We start from the raw sequence: 20,121 nt of genomic DNA, 5'->3' as shown, positions 1-20,121 counted from the left end.
CACCGCGCTGTCGGTCCTGCGGCGGGTGTGATCAGCTGCAGGCCGGCGCGTCGCGTCCGTCCGCGATCGCGGCCAGCGCGTCGATCGCACCCTCGAGCGTCTCGACCTTCACGAGCTGCACACCCTCGGGCGCGCCGCTCTGCGCCTCCGCGCAGTTCTCGGCGGGCACCAGGAAGACGGTTGCGCCGTCCTCCGACGCCGCGGTGAGCTTGTGGGTGATCCCGCCGATCGGCCCGACCATCCCGTCCGAGTCGATCGTGCCGGTACCGGCGACGTCGAGTCCGCCGTTGAGCAGGCCCGGGCTGAGCTTGTCCACCACGGCCAGGCTGAACATCAGGCCGGCGGACGGGCCGCCGATGTCGGCCAGGTTGAAGGTGACCTCGAAGGGCACCTCGGGAACCTCCTCGGTGGCGATGCCCAGGAAGCCCTTGTCCGGGTCGCCGGGCCGGGGACCGACGGGGACGTCGAACGACTCCTCGGCATTGCCGCGCAGGACGGTGATGCCCACCGACTCGCCGGGCGGCACGTCGCCGACCGCGCGCTGGACCTGGCCGGCCGTGCGCATCTCCTCACCGCCGACGGCGACGATCCGGTCGCCTGCTTCGAGCAATCCGGAGGCGGGAGCGTCCTGGCCCACCTCGGCGATCCGCAGGGTCACCGGCAGATCGAGATAGTGCAGGGCGGCGAGTTCGGCGGACCGCTCCGACTGGGCGAACTGCGCCTGGTCGACGGCCTGCACCTCGTCCTTGCTGCGATCGGGCGGGTAGACCTGCTCGCGCGGCGCGACGCCGTAGCGACCGCTGATCCAGGCGGTGAAGGTCTGCGCGAGGGTGAGATTGTCGGTGACCCCGACGGTCGTCATGAACAGACTGCCCTCGGTCTCGTCCGCCTCGATCCCCTCGAGCGCGACGACCGGGGTGCCCTCGATCTCGCCGAGCGTGTCGAAGACGGGCCCGGGGCCGAGCGCCACGTACGGCGCCCGGACGTTGAATGCCACGACCACGATGACGAGGATCGGGAGCACGAGCGCGAGCGGCAGGACGTAGCGACGATTCACCCGGCCAGGGTAGCGGTCGGCCGACGACGCCCCGCACCACGACCGTGCTGTGTCGCTCATGGCGTACCACGCCCCCTCGTGATGGCGTACCACGCCCCCTCGTGATGGCGTACCACGCCGTGTTCGCCATGAGCGTGACCACGATGCCGGTCCCCACCCGGGCCGCCTTGTACCGTTGGATACATGAGCGACACGCCCTTCGGATTCTCGAATCCCGACGACGACCCCGACCGCAGGAAGGACGAGGGTTCCGGTAGCGGCGGCTCCGGTGGCGGCATCCCCTTCGGATTCGGGCTCCCCGGCAGCGGCGGGGGCGACAACCTCTTCGGCGGTCAGGGCTTCGATCCCGCGCAGTTCGGTCAGATGCTCAGCCAGTTCGGCCAGATGCTCGCCGGCATGGGCAGCGCCATGGGTTCCGGCGGCGGCTCGGGTCCGGTCAACTACGACATCGCGACGACGCTCGCACGACAGCAGATCGGGTCCGTCGACCCGGTCTCGCCCCGCACCGCCGACGCCGTGACCGACGCCGCGCGCCTCGCGGAACTGTGGCTCGACGCGGCCACCACGCTGCCCGCGGGTGCGTCGAAGGTCGTGGCGTGGACGCCCGTCGACTGGCTCGACAACACCCTCGAGACGTGGAAGCGCCTGTGCGATCCGATCGCCGAGCAGGTCAACGGGATGATGCTGAACGGTCTGCCCGAGGAGGCCCGCGCGATGGCCGGGCCCATGCTCGGCATGTTCTCCCAGATGGGTGGCGTCGCCTTCGGCTCCCAGCTCGGCCAGGCCCTCGGCCAGCTGTCGAAGGAAGTGCTCACCTCCACCGACATCGGTCTCCCGCTCGGCCCGGAGGGCACCGCCGCTCTGTTGCCGGCCGCGGTCGAGAGCTTCGGTGAAGGACTCGAGCAGCCCGCGCAGGAGGTGCTCGTCTTCCTCGCCGCACGCGAGGCCGCCCACCAGCGCCTCTACAGCCACGTGCCGTGGCTGCGTCAGCGGATGCTGGCAACCGTCGAGGAGTACGCACGCGGCATCCGCATGGACATGTCGTCGATCGAGGATCTCGCGCAGGGACTCGATCCGTCGGCACTCACCGACCCGTCCAAGCTCGAGGAGATCCTCAAGCAGGGTGCGTTCGAACCCCAGACCACCCCGGAGCAGAAGGCCGCACTCGAACGACTCGAGACGATGCTCGCGCTCGTCGAGGGCTGGGTCGAGACGGTCGTCGCCGACGCGCTCGGCGAGCGGCTCCCGGGTGCCTCGGCCCTGACCGAGACCCTGCGCCGTCGCCGCGCCACGGGCGGACCGGCGGAGCAGACCTTCGCCACGCTCGTCGGCCTCGAACTGCGGCCCCGGAAGGTGCGCGAGGCCGCCGCGCTGTGGCGGCGTCTCACCACCGACGCCGGCACCGAGGCCCGCGACCACGTGTGGGCGCACCCCGACCTGCTGCCGGACTCGTCGGATCTCGACAACCCGGCAGCCTTCGTCGACCGTGTGATCGGCGGCGGCACCGGAGCCTTCGACGATCCGATCGCCCAGCTGCAGGCGACCATGGAACGCGAGCAGGCCGAACGGGATCGCGCCGCCGAGGACGGATCCGACGAGGACCGTCCCGGGGACGACAGCACCTCCTAGAACGACCCGCCGGAGGTACCCGCGCCTGTGGACAACTGCTCCTCGTGAGCGGTCCACGGGCGCGGGTGCTGTCAGTCTGTCTCCATGATCACCGCATGTCGCGAGACGACCACGAATCCCGCGCCGCCCGAGGCGGCGGTTCTCCGGGTCGATCCGGAACTGGCCGTACTCGAACGGTCCGACGGCTCGATCCAGCTCGGCTGGGGTCCCGACACCGCGACCGTCGTCCTGCCACCCGAGGGCATGGACCGCTTCGACCTCGGCGTTCTCGTCCGGCTGCTCGACGGCCGGCTCACCCTCGACGAGGTGCTGGACGCCGCGGCGGAGCGTGGGCTTCCGTCCGGACGGGTCCGGCAGGTGCTCGACGAGCTCACCGCGACGGGCGCGCTCCGGCAGGTCCCCGCGTCGTCGGTCGGTCCGGGGCGACCGCGGCGGGTGCGGGTCCACGGCTCGGGTCCGCTCGCGTCGGCGATCGTCGAGGATCTCCCGGTGCGGGACGTGCGGTGGGTGCGCTCGTCGCCCGGTGACGAACCGCAGGGTCCGGCCGACTGTGTCGTCCTCGCCGACGGGCAGGTGCCCGACCCCCACCTCGTGAACATGCTCGTGCGGGCCGGGATCCCTCATCTCGCGGTGCGCATCCGGGACGGACGCGGCATCGTCGGTCCGTTCGTACTCCCCGGCCGGAGCAGTTGCCTGCGCTGCGCCGATCTCGTGCGGACCGATCTCGATCCGTCCTGGCCGCGACTGGCGAGTCAGCTGTACGGACGGCAGGGCCACGCCGGTCGGGCGGTGACGTCGGCGACCGCGGCGATGGCCGTCGGTCAGATCGAGGCGTTCCTCTCCGTCGATCCGTCGGTGACTCCGGCGGTCGACCGCACCCTCGAACTGGACCTGCGAGACCACCGCATCGTCACGCGCCGATGGTTCCGTCATCCCCGGTGCGACTGCTCGGCCATCGCTCCGGTCGGTCAGGCATGATGGGGGGCGTGCCAGACATCCCTCGCAGAAGCTCGTCCCGCACTGCCAAGCTCGCGAGCATTCCCCTGGGAATCGCCGGGCGCGCGGCCGTCGGTTTCGGTCGTCGGCTCGCCGGTGGAGATCGGGAGGAGATCGACGCCGAGATGACGGCGAAGGCCGCCGAGCAGTTGTTCAGCGTGCTGGGCGAACTCAAGGGTGGCGCCATGAAGTTCGGCCAGGCCCTGAGCGTGATGGAAGCCGCCGTCCCGGAGGAATTCGCCGAACCGTATCGGGAGGCGCTCACCAAACTGCAGGCCGAGGCCCCTCCCCTGCCCGCCCGGGCCGTGCACCGCGTGCTCGACCAGCAACTCGGCACGAAGTGGCGTGAGCGCTTCGAGTCGTTCGACGACGTGCCCGTCGCGTCGGCCAGCATCGGCCAGGTGCACCGGGCCGTGTGGTCGGACGGACGCGAGGTCGCGGTGAAGGTCCAGTACCCGGGCGCCGACGAGGCGCTGCGCGCCGACATGCGCACGCTGTCCCGGTTCGCCGGGTTGTTCGCCACGATGATGCCGGGCGCCGATGTGCGTGCGCTGCTCGACGAGTTGTCCGCACGCACCGAGGAAGAACTCGACTACCGGATCGAGGCCGACAACCAGCGGGCCTTCACGAAGGCCTTCGCCGGCGACGAGAAGTTCCTGATCCCGCGTGTCGTCGCGAGTGCGCCGAAGGTCGTCGTGACCGAATGGCTTTCGGCGACACCACTGTCGGCGATCATCAGCGGTGGTACGCGAGAGCAGCGCAACCGGGCCGGTGCGCTGCTCGCGGAGTTCCACTTCTGTTCGCCCGCACGGGCCGGTCTGCTCCACAGCGACCCGCATCCGGGCAATTTCATGCTTCTCGACGACGGCCGTCTCGGGGTCATCGACTTCGGCGCCACGGCGGCGATGCCCGACGGCTTCCCGCCGGTGCTCGGGCGGATGGTCCGGCTCGCACTCGACGAACGTTTCGACGAACTCACCCGGCTGCTCTACGACAACAAGTTCGTGCTGCCCGGTCGCACGGTCACCGACGAGGAGATCGCCGACTACCTCCGGCCGTTCACCGATCCGATCCACACCGAGTCGTTCCACTTCACCCGCGCGTGGCTGCAGCGGGTGGCGGGCACGGCCACGGACTTCTCGAGTTCGACCTTCAAGACGGCCCGGACGCTGAATCTTCCGCCCGAGTACGTGGGTGTGTTCCGGGTGCTGCTCGGTTCGGTCGGCATCTGCGCTCAGCTCGACGCCGAGGCGCCGTACATGCGCATCCTCAGTGAATGGCTACCCGGCTTCGTCGAGGAGNGGCAACCGTATTCACGCACAGACCAGTTCCTTGCGGGGTTCGGACAGCGGATTCTTCCGCGGCCGGCCCCGCGGCCGCTTGCGGGCCACGACGACACCACGGTCGATGATCTCCCCGCCCCACACGCCCCAGGGTTCCTCCCGCTCGAGAGCGGCGTCGAGGCACCGGGCACGCACCGGGCAACCCGCGCACAGCGTCTTGGCGTACTCGAGATCGGCCGGGGTCTCGGCGAACCACAGGTCGGGGTCGTTGTCGTGGCACGGCAGGGTGTCGCGGTCGCGGTCGTTACGTGACACCGCGAAAGTGTCGCTGCGCGACAGGATGTCGTCGGTACGACGCATCTCGTCTCCTTCCGTTCGTTTCGACAGGCTCGACGGGTATTCGCTCGGCACGTGAGCTCCTTCGTTGGTTCGGTGGAATGCGATGCGAACCCGGCCGGAGAACGAGAAAGGCCACGGTCCGCTGGGCGGGGTCCGTGGCCTGGAGGAGACGAAGGTCTACCGGGAGATACTTCCCGATCGACTTCCGACCACGGACGAGGCGGCGGCGTACACGCGTCGGCGTGCACGCGGCGCGGCTACCACTGCGGGAGCCACAGGTGTGGCGGCGGTGCGAGCCACAGGCGTGGCAATGCGAGTGGTAGCGGCGGCCACAGCGACACGAGGGGCAGTTGCCACTGCCACAGCGACGCGAGGGGCCGTTGCCGCTGCAAGAGCATCGAAGCCGAGCATCGGGGCCACCTCACTTTCTCGTCGCGCACGGGCCGTCTCCCGTGACATCGTCATCCAGCGTAGATTCGTGGACACGATCGGCACAAGTTATTTTCTACCTGCGGTTTCGTGCCACGTTCATCGTCCCGGCACTACAGTCGGAGGGCATGTCCCTCGCGACCACGAGATTCCTGCCCGTCCTCGACTGCCCGGATCCGCGCGCGCTCGCCGACTTCTACCGCCGGTTGCTCGGATGGACGATCACCAACGAGCGAGAGGACTGGGTCGAACTCACCCGTGACGACTCGACCGCCATCGCGTTCCAGCGCGATCCCGACTTCACGCCGCGTCACTGGCCCGCCGACGGTGTGCACGCCCATCTCGACTTCCACGTGCCCGATCTCGACGAGGCCGAACGTCTCGTCCTCGGACTCGACGCGCTGCGCGCCGACGACGGCTCGAACAAGAGCACCTTCCGGGTGTTCCGCGACCCGGCCGGGCACTACTTCTGCCTGTGCGCCGAGTGAACCCGGCCGAGACGTCGGCCGGGTAGTCCTCAGAGGTCGAGGGTGTCGACGGTGCACTAGAGGTCGAGGGTGTCGACCGTGCGCTCCCCCCGCACGAGGGCGAGCACGTCGGCGCCGTACTGCTCGAGCTTCTTCGCCCCGATCCCCGGGATCGCGACCAGCGCACGATCGTCGCGCGGCTGCTGTTCGGCGATCGCGACGAGGGTGTTGTCGCTGAAGACGACGTAGGCCGGAACCTTCATCTCCTTCGAGCGCTCCCGGCGCCATTCCTTGAGAGCGACCAGCAGATTCTCGTCGAGATCGGACGGGCAACCCTCGCAGCGACCGAGCATGGTCGAGGTGGTGCCCATGAGCGGCTTGCCGCAGACACGGCACTGCGGACGCTTCTTCCGCGGGGAGGCCGGTTCGGCGATCTTCGACGCGGGTGAACTGTCGGGGATGAGCCCGTGCAGGAAGCGGGAGCGTCGCCGCGACCGGCGTCCGCCCGCCGTGCGGGACAACGCCCACGACAACTGCAGGTGCACGCGGGCACGAGTGACGCCGACGTAGAGCAGCCGCCGTTCCTCCTCGATGCCGGCCTCGTCGGGCGGGGTGTCCTTGTCGCCGGTGACGTGGGTGATCGGCAGGGTGCCGTCGGTGAGTCCGACGAGGAAGACGGCGTCCCATTCGAGGCCCTTCGCCGCGTGCAGAGACGCGAGGGTGACGCCCTGGACGGTCGGTGGCTGGCGCGCCTCGGCACGAGCCGCGAGATCGCGCAGCAGACCCTGCAGATCGAGGTCGGGTTCGTGCTCGAGCAGTTCCTCGGTGAGCTGCACGAGCGCGACGAGCGACGCCCAGCGCTCGCGTGCCTGCGCACCCACCGGTTCGGTGTCGGTCAGGCCCAGCGGCACCAGGGTGGCCCGGACGAGGCTGAGCAGCCCGGCACCGCGACCGGCGTCCTCCGGCAGATCGTCGCGTGTACCCACCTGACGCAGGGCATTGACCGCCTGCCGGACCTCCGCGCGGTTGAAGAAGCCTTCACCGCCGCGCACCTGGTACGGGATCCCCGCCTGCGTGAACGCCTGCTCGTAGGCCTCGGACTGGGCGTTGATGCGGTAGAGCACCGCGATCTCGGCCGCCGGGACCCCCTTGCCCATCAGCTTCGCGACGGCCTTGGCGACCGCCTGGGTTTCAGCGGGTTCGTCGTCGAACTCGGCGAAGGTGGGCTCCGGTCCGGACGGACGCTGACCGACGAGCTTGAGCCGGGTGCCGGCGATGCGGCCCCGTGCTGCGCCGATGACGCGGTTGGCGAGGTCGACCACCTCCGGGGTGGAGCGGTAATCGCGTTCGAGGCGCACGACCGTGGCGTCGGGGAACCGGCGGGAGAAGTCGAGCAGGTGCTTCGGGGTGGCGCCGGTGAACGAGTAGATGGTCTGGTTGGCGTCGCCGACCACCGTGAGATCGTCTCGCTCACCGAGCCAGGCGTCGAGCACGCGCTGCTGCAGCGGAGTGACGTCCTGGTACTCGTCGACGACGAAGCAGCGGTAGCGGTCGCGGAACTCCTCGGCCACCGCGAGGTTGTCCTCGAGGGCCGCGGCGGTGTGCAGCAGCAGGTCGTCGAAGTCGAGATACATCCCGTCGCCCGACCGGGTCTTGAGCTGCTCGTACGTCTCGTAGACACGCGCAACCCGCTCGGGATCGGCCGGTGGGGTGCGGTGGGCGCGGGCGGCCGCGGCCGGATAGTCCTCGGGCGCGACGAGCGTGCCCTTGGACCATTCGACCTCCGACAGCAGGTCGCGCACGGTGTCGGTGTCGGTCGGGAAGCCGCACCGGTGCGCCGCCTGCGAGACCGCCGCGAACTTGCGGTCGAGCAGTTGCCAGGGTGTGTCGCCGACGACCTGCGGCCAGAAGTACCGCAGCTGCCGCAGGGCGGCGGCGTGGAAGGTGCGGGCCTGCACCTGCGTGCCGTCACCGCCGATGCCCAGGGCGCGCAGGCGTGAACGCATCTCCCCTGCCGCGCGGGCGGTGAAGGTGACGGCGAGGACCTGGCTTGCGGAGACGTGACCGGCGGAGACGAGGTGGGCGATGCGGCGCGTGATGGTGCGGGTCTTGCCGGTGCCGGCACCGGCGAGCACGCAGACCGGCCCGCGTGGGGCGAGTACCGCTGCTGCCTGCTCGGGGTCGAGACCGTCCACCACATCCGCACACATGGCCTCCATCATGACAGCGACCGCCGACAGCGCCGCCCTCCGGTGACCTCGCCCGCTGTGGTGAGGACCACAGCTCATCCCGGTCGCGGAACATGTTCGGCGGCTGTGATGTTCTCCAAGACATGACGACCACCGACGCACCCGCCCTGACCGTCTACTCCACCACCTGGTGCGGTTACTGCAGGCGGCTGAAGACCCAGCTCGACCAGAACGGCATCGCGTACACCGAGATCGACATCGAGTCGGATCCGGCGGCCGCGGAGTTCGTCGGCAGCGTCAACAACGGCAACCACGTGGTGCCCACCGTCAAGTTCGCCGACGGCAGCACCGCCACCAACCCGTCGCTCGACGAGGTCCAGCGCGCTCTGGGTCTGTAGTTCCTGCTCGTTCGAAAAGGCCGGTCGCGTCCGCCGCGGCCGGCCTCTTCCATGCCCGGACCCGAGTCGATCCCGGGTCTTCTACTCCTTGGCCCAGCCCTCGAGCATCCCGCGCGCGATGGAGATCGAGCCGGGCAGCAGCAGTGGGGCGTCCTCGGCGGAGGCCCAGTCGCCCGTCGCCAGCGCTGCACGAACCTCGTCGCGGGTGAACCACCGCGCCTCGGTGATCTCCCCGTCGCGGAAGTCCAGCGCCTGCTCGGGATCGGCGATCGCTGCGAATCCCAGCATGAGCGACCGAGGGAACGGCCAGGGCTGACTGCCGAGATACCGCACGTCGCGCACCTCCACGCCGACCTCTTCGCGGATTTCCCGCACCACGCACGATTCGAGCGACTCACCGGCTTCGACGAAGCCCGCGAGAACGGAGAAGCGCCGCTCGGGCCACACCGGCTGCCGGGCGAGCAGGACCCGGTCGTGTCCGTCGTGCACGAGGCAGATGATCGCCGGGTCGGTGCGGGGGAACTCCTCGTGCCCGGTCTCGGTGCTGATCCGGGACCAGCCGGACATCGTCGGGCGGGTGGGCGAGCCGTCGACCGCGCTGTAGCCGGCGTTGTCGTGCCAGTTCAACAACGCGACCGCGCTGACCATCAGGTCGGCGTCCGCATCGTCGAGACGCTCGCCGACGCGTCGCAGATCGGCCACCGTGCCCGTCTGCGCCAGGACGCGGGTCGCCCAGACGTGATGTCCGTCGCGGATACCCAGGAAGATCGCGCCCTCGACCGGTTCGGGACCGAGTTCTGATGCCTCACCGAGCACGAGTGCGCTGTCGGAGACGCGTACCTGGTTGCGTCGATCGACCCGCAGGAGTTTCGCGTCGGCCCAGCCGGCGCGCAGGGCGTCCTCGTCCGAACGCAGCTCCTCCGCCCGGTCGACGACGGTACGTGAGAGCAGCGGGGTACCCGACAGAGCGAAACCGGTCACATCAGCACCCTAGCCACGCATGGCGCCCGGCGGCGAACCCACCAGCCGGATGTAGAGCAGTTTGTCGCTCGCTTCGAGCGCGTCGACCTCGGGCGAACCGATCCGCCACATCCGCCCGTCGCGGACGACGGCGAGGACGATGTCCTTCAGATGCCGGGGGGATCCCCCGACCTCGCCGGGCTCGACGTCGCGTTCGGTGATGGCGAACCCGGCTTCCGGTGTGAGCAGGTCCTCGATCATCTCGACAACGTTCGGCGTGGTCGTGGCGATGCCGAGCAGTCGCCCCGCCGTCTCCGACGAGATGACCACCGAGTCGGCACCGGACTGACGCAGCAGGTGGGTGTTCTCCGACTCGCGGATGGCGGCGACGATCTTCGCGCGCGGGGCGATCTCGCGGGCGCTGAGGGTCACGAGCACCGCGGTGTCGTCGCGGTTCGCGGCGACGATCACCGCCGACGCGTGCTGCACCCCGGCGAGCCGGAGCACATCGGACTTCGTCGCCGAACCCTGGACCGTCACGAGGCCCTGGCCGGCCGCGGACTCGAGAACCACCGGATCGGTGTCGACCACGACGATCTCGGACGGGGGTACCCCGTCGCCGAGCATCGCGTCGACTGCGGTACGGCCCTTGGTGCCGTAACCGATGACGACGGTGTGATTACGCACGCGGCGCCTCCAACGCTGGATCTTGAATGCTTGCCGGGAACTCTCGGTCAGTGCCGACAGAGTGGTACCGACGAGCACGATGAGGAAGAACACCCGGAGCGGGGTGATCAGCAGGATATTGATCAGGCGCGCTTCGGGTGTGAACGGGGTGATGTCGCCGTAGCCGGTGGTCGAGAGCGAGACCGTGGCGTAGTAGACGCAGTCCAGCAGCGACAGTTCGTCGCCCTGGGCGTCGCGGTAGCCATCGCGATCGAGGTAGACCACGACGACCGCGAGGAACAGCGCCGCGAACGCGTAGCCGATGCGACGCGCGATCGCGAGTCCGGGACTCGTCTGTTCCTGGGGTACGCGCAGCACACCGACGAGCGCGAAGTCGGGGCGCTCGGTGAGCTGATCGGAGCGGCTGAACCGCGCACGCAACCTCCCGGGCATCGCGGTGTCCCACCTTCCTGCTGTCGGCCTCCACTGGTGGCCACCCTCGGTCGTCGCGGTACCGAACGGACTGCGCCCGATACCGGATCGCAGCGTACCGCCGCGCGCTAGTGTGGCACGCATGTCCACGAAAGCGTCGCAGCGCTCTGCGATCCGGCTGGCAGGTCTCCTTCTCGGCGTGGGGGTCCTGCACTTCGTGCGACCGGAACCGTTCGACGGCATCGTGCCCCGCGCCCTGCCGGGTGATGCCCGCACCTACACCTACGCCTCGGGGGTCGCGGAGATCGCCGTCGCCGGCGCGCTCGCCGTGCCCCGCACCCGGCGCCTCGGCGGTTCCCTGGCCGCGGTGCTGTTCCTGGCGGTCTTCCCCGCCAACGTGCAGATGGCCGTGACGTGGCTGCGCAGCCCGAAACTCTCCCCCGCCGCCAAGGCGGTGTCGCTCGCCCGGCTCCCGCTGCAGATCCCGCTCGTCACCGAGGCACTGAAGGTCCGCCGCACATCCTCCCGCTGAGCTAACCACACGCGGTGATTGAGGTCACAGCGAGCGGGTATGCGTCGGTATGGACACCGCACGTGGTCTGAAGGTGGTCGTCGTCGGCGCGACCGGAAACCTGGGAACCGGGATCGTCGAGGCGCTCGGACGCGAACCCGACGTCGCCGAGATCGTCGGCGTCGCGCGACGACCGACGGAATGGACGTCCCCCAAGGCGACCTTCACGGTCGCTGACACCACCACCGACGACTTCCGCCCCATCGTGCGGGGCGCGGACGCGGTGATCCACCTGTCCTGGCTGTTCCAGCCAACTCACCGTCCTGAGGTGACCTGGAAGAACAATGTGCTCGGCGCGATCTCTGTCTTCGAGGCGGCTGCCGCGGAGAAGGTTCCCGCGCTGATCTACTCGTCGTCGGTCGCGGCCTATTCGCCCGGAAGCTCGACGGATCGCGTCACCGAGGACTGGCCCACGCACGGGTGGCCGGGTGCCGCCTATCCCCGCGAGAAGTCGTATCTGGAACGTTTTCTCGACACCCTCGAACTGCGGGCGCCGGAGATGCGCATCGTACGGATGCGGCCCTACTTCATCTTCAAGCGCGAATCGGCGACCTCACAGCGACGCCTGTTCGTCGGCCCCCTGCTCCCGGGAAACCTGCTGCGCAGCGGACTGCTCCCCGTGATGCCGTTGGTCGAGGATCTGCGTGCCCAGGTACTGCACACGAGCGACGTGGCCGACGCCTTCGTCCGTGCGACCGTCCGGCCCGTCCGCGGCGCGTTCAACCTCGCCACGGAACCGCCCGTGGACGGCGCGTTCCTGGCAGAGATGTTCTCCGCCAGGAAGATCCCCGTACCGCGTGCAGCACTCCGCGAGGCCGTGCGGGCGGCCTGGCACGCGCATCTCGTTCCGGCCTCCCCCGGCCTGCTCGACACCGTGCTGCAACTTCCATTGCTCGACAGCACGCGCGCCCGCACAGAACTGGGCTGGGAACCGCAGTATTCGCCGCCCGAGATCCTCGAGGAATTCCTGTCGGGACTGCGGGAGGGAGCCGGGATGCCCACCGCTCCCCTGGCACCCGATACCGCCGGACGCCGGGCACACGAAGTGGCCACCGGTATCGGGCAGCGCCCCTGAGGTTGCGTCACTCGCCGTCGGCACGCCCTCGCAGATTCCCCGCCTCGAGCACGAGGCGTTCGAGCATCGCCGCATTCGGCAGTTCCTCGGGGGCGACGGTGCGTCCGGTGCGGACGTAGTGGAAGGCCGCTCGGACCTTGTGTAGCGGCAGTTCGGCCGGTCGGCCGGTGAGCCGCTCGGTCCGCGCCGCCATCAACTGGGCCCAGGCGAGCCGGTAGGCGGCGAGCTGCACACCCACCGCGGCGAGCTTCTCACCTTCCGGTTCGGCGCCGGTCTTCCAGTCGATGACCGTCCAACCCCCGTCCGGATCCTCGAAGACGGCGTCGATGCGTCCGCGGATCACGGTGCCGCCCAGGGCCGTTTCGAACGGCACCTCGACATCGACGGGGTTGCGCGACGCCCACTTCGACCGCAGGAACGCCTCCTGGAGCCGGTCGAAGTGCGAATCGTCGCCGTCCTCGTCGTCGGCACCGGGAAGCTCGTCGAGGTCGAGCAGACGTGTCGCGCCGAATCTGCGCTCGAGCCACGCATGGAAGGCGGTGCCGCGACGCGCGAGCGGATTGGGCCGGAACGGCAACGGACGACGCAGACGGGCAGCGAGGGCATCAGGATCGGTGGCGAGATCGACGAGCTGACTGACGGACAGCTGTACGGGCAGCACCACCTCGGCGCTCTGCTCGGCGCGCTGCTCGCGTTCGGCCAGGAGCGCATCGACGTCGGTGGCCCACTCGTCGGGATCGTCGTCGTACTCGGTCGGGAGGTCGGTCCGGTCGAACTCGGCGAGGACCAGTGCCGCGCCGCGTTCGACCTCGGTGCGCCGGGCACCGAGCGGGTCGCGCGGCCACAGTGCGCTGCGCGGTGAGGCCGTGAGCGGGTTCTCCTCCTCCGGTTCGGGTTCCGGAGCCCAGTGGTCGACCGCACCGAGTTCGGGCCGGGCCGTGACGATCTCGTGCAGTTCCTCGAGGAACGGCGAGGGCCCCTTCGGTTCGGATCCGGTGTCGGCCCAGTGGTGGGTGGAGACGAACAGTGCTCGCTCGGTGCGGGTGAGAGCGACGTAGAACAGCCGGCGGTCCTCGTCGAGCTTGCGGCGCTTGAGCGCGTCCTTGTGGGCGTCGATGGCCCGCTCGAGCATCTTGCGGTCGGAGACGTCGTCGAGGTCGAGCACGGGCACACCGTCGGTGCTGTACGGATCGTCGTCGGGCAGCACCCGGTCGCCCCGCAGATGCGGGGGCAGTTCGGTCGTCGAGCCGAGCCAGGTCGCGGCGGCCGTGGACGACGGGAAGACCCCGGCGGCCAGGTGCGGCACCGCGACGACCTCCCATTCGAGGCCCTTCGCCGAGTGGACGGTGAGGACCTGCACGCGGTCGGGGTCGACCTCCACCTCACCGGGCGCGAGCCCCTGCTCGATCTCCTCCGCCGCGGCGAGGTAGGACAGCAGGCCGGGAAGCGTCGCGTTGGTCCGTCCCGCGTAGGACGCGACGACGGAGGCGAAGGCGTCGAGATGCTCACGGCCGGCGACACCGCGCCTGCTGCCCACGCGGGCCTCGGTCTCGATGCCGATACCGAGCACACGCTCGACCTCGGCGACGAGTTCGGTGAGCGGCTGGCCGAGCCGCTCGCGCAGAGAGGTCAGCTCGCGGCCCAGCGCGACGATGCGCGCGTAGCCGAACTCGGAATAGCGGCTGCTGTCGCCGGGATCGGAGATCGCATCGGCGAGACCGGCCTGGTCGGCGTACTCACCGGGCAGCGCCGAATCGAGTGCGTCCTCGAGCGCGTCGGGATCGGTCACCGCGCCGGTGACACCCCAGCGTCCCGCGATGGCCAGTTCCTGGGCGCGCTCCCACAGTGCCTTCAGGTCGGCGGCGCCGAGCTGCCAGCGGGCACCGGTGAGCACCCGCACGGCCGCGCTCCCGGCCAGCGGATCCGCCGCCAGACGCAGCATCGCGAGCACGTCGGCGACCTCCGGGGTGTGCAGCAGCCCGCCGATGCCGACGACCTCGACCGGAAGGTCGCGGGCGCGCAGAGCCTCGGCGATCGGCGCGGCGTCGGCGTTGCGGCGGACGAGGACCGCAGCGGTCGGCGGTGTGCGGCCGCCCTCGCGGGCGGCGGCGTACTCGTCGGCGATCCGGTCGGCGACCCAGTCGCGTTCGACCGCGACGTCGGAGTGCAGCGCGAGGCGGACGTCGCCGGCGGTCGCGTCGGGGCGGGGACGCAACCGGCTGACCGACACCCCGCGATCGCGCAGAGGTTCGGACGAGACGTTCGCCAGTTCGAGGGCCTGCGGCGGATTGCGCCAGCTGGTGAGCAGTTCGCGGGTGGGTGCCGGCTCGCCGTCGGCCGCCGGGAAGTCGGTCGCGAACCGCGGCAGGTTGGCGGCCGACGCGCCGCGCCAGCCGTAGATGGACTGCATGGGATCGCCGACCGCGGTGACCGCGAGACCGGGATCGGCGCCACCGCCGAACAGGGCGGCGAGCAACACGCGCTGGGCGTGCCCGGTGTCCTGGTACTCGTCGAGCAGCACGGCCCGGAATCGTTCCCGCTCCCCGGCTCCCACCTCGCGGTGATCGCGGGCGACCCGCGCGGCGAGCGACATCTGGCTCCCGAAGTCGAGAGCACCTTCGCGGCGCAGTGTCTCGGACAGCCGTTCGACGAGCGGAAGCAACTGCAACCGCGCGTGCTGGGTCTCGAGGTAGCCGAGCAGCGTCTTCGACGGTGCTCCGCGCTGCCCCGGGCCGGGCGGGAGGGTGTGCACGAGTTGTTCGAGTTCGACGTGGGCGTCGCGCAGCAGATCCGGCTCGACGAGGTGCTCGGAGAGCTGGCCGGACAGTGCGAGAACGGCCTCGGTCACCGATGCGGGATTGCGGTCGGTGTCGAGTTCGCCGTCCCACGAGCTGACCACGCGGTGCGCGACCTGCCACAGCTCGGTCTCGGACAGCAGGGTCGCCGACGGTTCGATGGGTAGCAGCAGACCGTGCTCGGTGAGCAGGCGACCGGCGTACGCGTGGTACGTGCTCACCTCGGGTTCGCTGCCGAGGATCCGCGCGCGCAGCCCACCGCTCGGGTCGAGGTCGCGCAGGAGCGCCGATCCTGCGAGCTTGGCCAGGCGCGCCCGGATGCGGGCCGTGAGCTGCTGCGCGGCCTTACGCGTGAAGGTCAGGCCCAGCACCTGCTCGGGTTCGACGAGACCGTTGGCGACGAGCCACACCACCCGCGCGGCCATCGTCTCGGTCTTGCCGGCACCGGCTCCGGCGACGACCAGCATCGGGCCGGGCGGGGCCTCGATGACGGCGGCCTGCTCGGTCGTCGGCGGCAACTGTCCCAGTGCCTCCGCCAGGCGCTTCGCGCTCACCCGTGGTGCACTCATTCCCCTGTCACCTGCCTGCCTTCGTCGTGTGCCGGGCAGCTCGACAGCACCGGGCAGTGCCGGCACCCGTCGTTGACCCTCGCGACGAAGCGGGGGCCGCGGGTCGCGGCCGCTGCGTCGTGGATGATCTCCCGCCACTGCGCGAGACCGTCCTCGTCGAGGGGCGGCTGCACGCGCTGCGTCGCGCCTTCCTTGTTGTGGGGCTTGGCCACGAAGACCAGGCGCGCGCCACCGGGCTCCGATGCCGGTTCGCCCTCGATCGCGCCGGCCGCCGCGGCCACCTGGTAGGCGGCGAGCTGGGCATGATCGCGCGCGGCGTCCTTCGACACCGGGTTCTTCGCGGTCTTGACGTCGATGACGACCGGGCGACCCTCGGCGTCACGTTCGAGCCGGTCGATGCGACCGCGGAGCCGCACGCGGGGCTTGTCGTCGGACTCGGGTTCGAGGATGCCGTCGACCTTGATCTCGACGCCGATCTCGGTGAGCTCTCCGCGTGTGCCCTGCAGCCAAGTCGAGAAGGTGTCGAGCATGCGGCGGGTGCGTTCGAGCTCGCGGCGGGCATACCATTCGGCACCCAGATCGACCGAGTCCCATGCCTTCTCGAGGGCCTGGTCGATGCGGTCGGGCGGGATCCGCCCTGCGAGCGCCTGGACGAGGGTGTGCACGAGGGTGCCGGTGACGGCGTGGCTGTTCTCGCCGTCGGAACCGCCGTGGCGCTCGAACATCCACCGCAGCGGGCAGGTCGTGAGCTGCTCGACCGTGGACGGCGACAACCGCACCGCGTCGTCGTCGGGATCCCACAGCGGGTCGGCGGTGCTGGGATCGGCCGTGCCGTACCAGTCGTCGGGGTGGGCGCCGCGGACCCCGGCGCGCGCGAGCCGCGCGAGTTGCTGGGCGGCGCGCTGCTGTCGTTCGGGTTCGGTCTCGGCGATCTCCGGATCGCACACCACGCTGCGCAGTTCGGCGACGAGCGCGGGCAGGGCCAGCACGCGGGTGCGGACCTCGTCGGGCACGGGTTCGGCGAGGAGATCGTCGGACGCATCGAGCTCGTCGGTGTCGGCACTGCGCAGTTCGTCGACGAAACGGGAACGGACCAGTTCGCTGTCGCCGCTCACCGAATCGACGGCCGTCACCAGAAGGTGGGTGCGGGCGCGACTGCACGCCACGAGGAACAGGCGCCGCTCCTCGGCGAGCAGCGGTGCGGTGCGCGAGAGCCGTGCACCGGCCTCGTCGCCGCCGTCGGCGCCGGAGACGGCGTCGATCAGAGCTTCGATGCCGAGCAGGGTGCCGCGTGCGCGCAGGCTCGGCCACAGGCCCTCCTGGACACCGGCGACCACCACGACGTCCCATTCGCGACCGGCGGCGGAGTGCGCGCTGACGACCGTGACCGCTTCGGATTCGGCGGCGACACGGGTGCGGGCCGTGGCGGGGATCTCCTGCTCGGTGAGGTAGTCGACGAACCCGGCGATGTGTGCGCGGGGCAGACGGTCGACGTAGTCGGCTGCGGCGTCGAACAGGGCCACGACGCCGTCGAGATCGCGGTCGGCCTGCGCCCCGATCGGCCCACCCCAGGCCGACGCGGCGGCCCATCGCCGTTCGAGTCCGGTGGCCTGCCACGCCTCCCACAGCACGTCCTCGAGACCGCCCCCACGCAGGGCCGCCGAGCGAGCCTTGCGCAGCACACCGAGCACCTTCTTCAGCGGGGCGGCCTCGACGTCCGTCAGCCCGCGGATCAGATGCGCGTTCTCGGTGCTGTCGTCGCCCTCGGTGAGCAGGATGCGCAGCAGTTCGGCGGAGTCGCGTTCGTTGCCCGAGGCGAGCTCGACCCGCCGCAGGCCACGCCGCAGTCTGCGCAGCGCGACCGGTTCGGCACCGCCGATGGGCCCGGACAGCAGGGCGAGCGCTTCGTCGCCTCCGAAGCCGCTGTCGGACACCGCGCGCAGCACGAGGAGCAGTCCTGCGACGCTGTGCTGGCGGGCCAGCGGGAGTTCGGACGCGGCGGTCGTCATCGGGACGCCCGCCGCGAGCAGCGCGCGACGCAGCGGAGCGAGTACCCGCGGCACGGACCGCACGACGATCGCCATCCGAGACCACGGCACACCGTCGACGAGATGGGACCGGCGCAGGGTGTCGGCGACCAGTGCCGCCTCCTTGGCCTGCGACGAACACACCGCCACCCGGACCTGCCCCGGATCGCTCTCCTCGACACGGTGCCCGGCCATACCCCGGTGCGGTGGCAGGCCCGGCAGTCTGCGGGCGATCCCGTCGGCGAGGGACGCCACCTCGGGAGCGGCACGATGGTTGACACCCAACACGATCCGGCGCGATCCGTCGGCCTCGCCGAGGCTCTCGAGGAAGGAGGTGTCGGCGCCGCGGAAGCCGAAGACGGCCTGATCGGGGTCGCCGGCGATCGTGCTCGTGCGGGTGCCGGTACCGATCACGCGGACCAGGTCGGCGGCCTGCGGATCGAGATGCTGGGCGTCGTCGACGAGCAGATGGCGGATGCGGCCGCGCTCGGCGGCCAGCAGATCGGGATCGGTCGCGAACGCCGCGAGCGCCGCACCGACCAGTTCGGCCGCGTCGAGTGCCGGAGCGGTGGCCTCCGGAGCTTCGAGACCGACGGCACCGCGCAGCAGCATCACCTGCTCGTAGCGCTCCGCGAAACGCCCGGCCGCGACCCACTCCGGTCGATTGCGGCGCTCCCCGAGGGCCACCAGATCCTCCGGGCCGAGACCGCGCTCGTTCGCGCGCAGCATCAGGTCGCGCAGTTCGACGGCGAAGCCCGTCATGCCCAGTGCCGGACGCAACCGCTCGGGCCACATCCCGGCGCCGTCGTCGATGTCGCCGCGCAGCAGTTCGCGCAGCACGGCGTCCTGCTCGGCGCCGGTGATCAGGCGCGGCGGTGGATTGCCGTGCGCCGAGGCCTGCAACCGCAGCACCGCGAAGGCGTAGGAGTGGACGGTACGGACAAGCGGCTCGCGCGTCGCGCGGGGCACAGCGCCGTCGCCGAGCGCGATCAGACCGGCCGTGATCGCCTCGCGCACGGCGGTGGCGGCCCGCCGCGAATGGGTGAGGATCAGCACCGACTCGGGATCGGCCCCGCTAGCGATGCGGTGGACCGCGAGATCGACCAGCAGGGACGTCTTGCCCGTGCCGGGACCGCCGAGGACCTGCCACGGCCGCCAGCGGAGGGAAGGCGGGGCGTCGTCGAACAGCACTCGCACGTCGTCGGGCCACTCGCGGGCCACCGGCGCCTCGGCGGACCTGCGCACCAGGCGCGCGGCCGGGCGGCGGACGCGATCGGGGATCTGCGGTTCGGACATGCGCGAGACGGTGGCAGGCAGGTCGGTGACCTGCGCCCGTGGTGGGCGCAGGTCGGGGGTGCCGGTATCGACGTCGAGCATGACCCCATCCCACCAGACGGGTACGACAGCGTCCGGGGGCACACCGCGTGGCCACGACTGGGATAGTGGTCGGCGTGAGTGCCACGGAGCTTCTGCACACCCATCTGTTCGGGCCGGACGACGGACCGGAGGTCCTCGCCCTGCACGGACTCACCGGTCATGGCCGACGCTGGCGCAACCTCGCCGAACGGCACCTTCCCCACCTGCGGTTCGTCGCTCCGGACCTGCGGGGCCACGGCCGGTCGCCGTGGACTCCCCCGTGGTCGTTCGAGGCCCACGTCGCCGATCTGACGGCCGTGCTGGACGCGCACACCACCGGCCCCGTCACCGTGGTGGGCCACTCCTTCGGGGGTGCCCTCGCGCTGCATCTCGCCGCCGCGGTGCCCGACCGGGTGCGGGCGCTGGTGCTCCTCGATCCGGCGATCGGTCTCCCGGCCGACCGGATGCTCGAGATCGCCGACCTCACGCTCCACAATCCCGACTACACGGACGAGGCGGAGGCGCGGGCCGAGAAGGTCCACGGCGACTGGGGGGAGGTGGCACCCGAGCTTCTCGACGAGGAGATCGCCGAACACCTCGTCGAACTCGACTCGGGGCGCGTCAACTGGCGGATCTGCGTACCGGCGCTGGTGACCTCGTGGGGCGAGCTGGCCCGCGGACCCGTCCTGCCACCGGCCGGTATCCCGACGATCTTCGTGCAGGCCGGGAAGGTGCAGCCCCCGTACACCACGGCGGATTTCCGTCGCGACCTCGCGGAACGACTCGGCGACGACCTGACCCTGTTCGAATTCGACTGCAACCACATGATCGACCAGGCCCGTCCCGCCGAGACCGCCGAACTCGTGGCCCGGATGGTGTAGCC

At 70.7% G+C, this 20,121-nt stretch carries 15 protein-coding genes and 1 pseudogene; 8 read left to right on the top strand and 8 right to left on the bottom strand.

Translation table 11 applies throughout. The features are described 5' to 3' along the window. Positions 1-31 precede the first annotated feature (31 nt). Positions 32-1,057 (bottom strand): YlbL family protein, encoded by a 1,026-nt coding sequence (locus ACLBYD_RS06570; RefSeq protein ID WP_447815869.1) that lies wholly within the window; start codon positions 1,055-1,057, stop codon positions 32-34. Between the two features lie 183 nt (positions 1,058-1,240). Between ACLBYD_RS06570 and ACLBYD_RS06565 the strand changes: the two genes are divergently transcribed. The 3 genes and pseudogenes from ACLBYD_RS06565 to ACLBYD_RS06555 form a co-directional block, all read left to right on the top strand. Further along, complete coding sequence (locus tag ACLBYD_RS06565; protein ID WP_447815821.1) at positions 1,241-2,686, top strand: zinc-dependent metalloprotease; 1,446 nt, start codon at positions 1,241-1,243, stop codon at positions 2,684-2,686. Between the two features lie 84 nt (positions 2,687-2,770). Further along, positions 2,771-3,664 carry a hypothetical protein gene (locus ACLBYD_RS06560; RefSeq protein WP_447815820.1) on the top strand — a complete coding sequence of 298 codons (894 nt, stop codon included), beginning with the start codon at positions 2,771-2,773 and terminating at the stop codon, positions 3,662-3,664. After that, positions 3,661-4,980: pseudogene (locus ACLBYD_RS06555) on the top strand (ABC1 kinase family protein); the annotation flags it as partial. The gene ACLBYD_RS06560 and the pseudogene ACLBYD_RS06555, both read left to right, overlap by 4 nt. A 15-nt stretch (positions 4,981-4,995) precedes the next feature. Here the strand turns inward: ACLBYD_RS06555 and ACLBYD_RS06550 are convergent. Together ACLBYD_RS06550 and ACLBYD_RS06545 are read right to left on the bottom strand one after the other, a co-directional pair. Next, positions 4,996-5,325 carry a WhiB family transcriptional regulator gene (locus tag ACLBYD_RS06550; RefSeq protein ID WP_447815819.1) on the bottom strand — a complete coding sequence of 110 codons (330 nt, stop codon included), beginning with the start codon at positions 5,323-5,325 and terminating at the stop codon, positions 4,996-4,998. Between the two features lie 236 nt (positions 5,326-5,561). Then, complete coding sequence (locus tag ACLBYD_RS06545) at positions 5,562-5,702, bottom strand: hypothetical protein (RefSeq protein ID WP_447815818.1); 141 nt, start codon at positions 5,700-5,702, stop codon at positions 5,562-5,564. A 159-nt stretch (positions 5,703-5,861) separates the two neighbouring features. Between ACLBYD_RS06545 and ACLBYD_RS06540 the strand changes: the two genes are divergently transcribed. After that, positions 5,862-6,221 (top strand): VOC family protein, encoded by a 360-nt coding sequence (locus ACLBYD_RS06540; protein ID WP_447815817.1) that lies wholly within the window; start codon positions 5,862-5,864, stop codon positions 6,219-6,221. A 56-nt stretch (positions 6,222-6,277) separates the two neighbouring features. On the opposite strand, the gene ACLBYD_RS06535 is transcribed toward ACLBYD_RS06540, so the two are convergent. Further along, positions 6,278-8,422 carry an ATP-dependent DNA helicase UvrD2 gene (locus ACLBYD_RS06535; RefSeq protein ID WP_447815816.1) on the bottom strand — a complete coding sequence of 715 codons (2,145 nt, stop codon included), beginning with the start codon at positions 8,420-8,422 and terminating at the stop codon, positions 6,278-6,280. Between the two features lie 110 nt (positions 8,423-8,532). Between ACLBYD_RS06535 and ACLBYD_RS06530 the strand changes: the two genes are divergently transcribed. Beyond that, complete coding sequence (locus ACLBYD_RS06530) at positions 8,533-8,787, top strand: mycoredoxin (protein WP_447815815.1); 255 nt, start codon at positions 8,533-8,535, stop codon at positions 8,785-8,787. A gap of 81 nt (positions 8,788-8,868) precedes the next feature. Here ACLBYD_RS06530 and nudC read toward each other — a convergent pair whose 3' ends face one another. Together nudC and ACLBYD_RS06520 are read right to left on the bottom strand one after the other, a co-directional pair. Further along, complete coding sequence (gene nudC / locus ACLBYD_RS06525) at positions 8,869-9,768, bottom strand: NAD(+) diphosphatase (protein WP_447815814.1); 900 nt, start codon at positions 9,766-9,768, stop codon at positions 8,869-8,871. 9 nt (positions 9,769-9,777) lie between these two features. Continuing rightward, positions 9,778-10,866: a potassium channel family protein gene (locus ACLBYD_RS06520; RefSeq protein WP_120279828.1), complete on the bottom strand. Its 1,089-nt coding sequence runs from the start codon at positions 10,864-10,866 to the stop codon at positions 9,778-9,780. Between the two features lie 121 nt (positions 10,867-10,987). Here ACLBYD_RS06520 and ACLBYD_RS06515 point away from each other — a divergent pair, with 121 nt between their 5' ends. Together ACLBYD_RS06515 and ACLBYD_RS06510 are read left to right on the top strand one after the other, a co-directional pair. After that, positions 10,988-11,377, top strand: a complete 390-nt coding sequence (locus tag ACLBYD_RS06515; RefSeq protein WP_447815813.1) for a DoxX family protein — start codon at positions 10,988-10,990, stop codon at positions 11,375-11,377. Positions 11,378-11,426: 49 nt separating this feature from the next. Then, positions 11,427-12,491, top strand: coding sequence for an NAD-dependent epimerase/dehydratase family protein (locus tag ACLBYD_RS06510; RefSeq protein ID WP_258258517.1), 1,065 nt, complete (start codon positions 11,427-11,429; stop codon positions 12,489-12,491). Between the two features lie 7 nt (positions 12,492-12,498). On the opposite strand, the gene ACLBYD_RS06505 is transcribed toward ACLBYD_RS06510, so the two are convergent. After that, the gene (locus tag ACLBYD_RS06505) at positions 12,499-15,855 is read right to left on the bottom strand and encodes an ATP-dependent helicase (RefSeq protein ID WP_447815812.1); all 3,357 of its coding nucleotides are present in this window, start codon (positions 15,853-15,855) and stop codon (positions 12,499-12,501) included. Further along, positions 15,852-19,178: an ATP-dependent helicase gene (locus tag ACLBYD_RS06500; RefSeq protein ID WP_447815868.1), complete on the bottom strand. Its 3,327-nt coding sequence runs from the start codon at positions 19,176-19,178 to the stop codon at positions 15,852-15,854. The genes ACLBYD_RS06505 and ACLBYD_RS06500 overlap by 4 nt, the downstream gene beginning before the upstream one ends. Positions 19,179-19,333: 155 nt before the next feature. Between ACLBYD_RS06500 and ACLBYD_RS06495 the strand changes: the two genes are divergently transcribed. After that, positions 19,334-20,119: an alpha/beta fold hydrolase gene (locus tag ACLBYD_RS06495; RefSeq protein ID WP_413767151.1), complete on the top strand. Its 786-nt coding sequence runs from the start codon at positions 19,334-19,336 to the stop codon at positions 20,117-20,119. The last annotated feature ends 2 nt before the right edge of the window (positions 20,120-20,121 follow it).

Source organism: Rhodococcus sp. C26F (assembly GCF_053345925.1).
The sequence above is the reverse complement of the archived record's forward strand: the minus strand, read 5'-3'. Positions and strand labels throughout refer to the sequence as shown.

Bases quoted from the DNA above. Each gene is read 5' to 3' on its own strand.
- ACLBYD_RS06540 (WP_447815817.1), top strand. From the start codon at position 5,862: ATGTCCCTCGCGACCACGAGATTCCTGCCCGTCCTCGACTGCCCGGAT.
- ACLBYD_RS06560 (WP_447815820.1), top strand. From the start codon at position 2,771: ATGATCACCGCATGTCGCGAGACGACCACGAATCCCGCGCCGCCCGAG.
- ACLBYD_RS06515 (WP_447815813.1), top strand. From the start codon at position 10,988: ATGTCCACGAAAGCGTCGCAGCGCTCTGCGATCCGGCTGGCAGGTCTC.
- ACLBYD_RS06545 (WP_447815818.1), bottom strand. From the start codon at position 5,702: ATGCTCTTGCAGCGGCAACGGCCCCTCGCGTCGCTGTGGCAGTGGCAA.
- ACLBYD_RS06530 (WP_447815815.1), top strand. From the start codon at position 8,533: ATGACGACCACCGACGCACCCGCCCTGACCGTCTACTCCACCACCTGG.
- ACLBYD_RS06535 (WP_447815816.1), bottom strand. From the start codon at position 8,422: ATGATGGAGGCCATGTGTGCGGATGTGGTGGACGGTCTCGACCCCGAG.
- ACLBYD_RS06565 (WP_447815821.1), top strand. From the start codon at position 1,241: ATGAGCGACACGCCCTTCGGATTCTCGAATCCCGACGACGACCCCGAC.
- ACLBYD_RS06550 (WP_447815819.1), bottom strand. From the start codon at position 5,325: ATGCGTCGTACCGACGACATCCTGTCGCGCAGCGACACTTTCGCGGTG.
- ACLBYD_RS06505 (WP_447815812.1), bottom strand. From the start codon at position 15,855: ATGAGTGCACCACGGGTGAGCGCGAAGCGCCTGGCGGAGGCACTGGGA.
- ACLBYD_RS06500 (WP_447815868.1), bottom strand. From the start codon at position 19,178: ATGTCCGAACCGCAGATCCCCGATCGCGTCCGCCGCCCGGCCGCGCGC.
- ACLBYD_RS06520 (WP_120279828.1), bottom strand. From the start codon at position 10,866: ATGCCCGGGAGGTTGCGTGCGCGGTTCAGCCGCTCCGATCAGCTCACC.
- ACLBYD_RS06510 (WP_258258517.1), top strand. From the start codon at position 11,427: ATGGACACCGCACGTGGTCTGAAGGTGGTCGTCGTCGGCGCGACCGGA.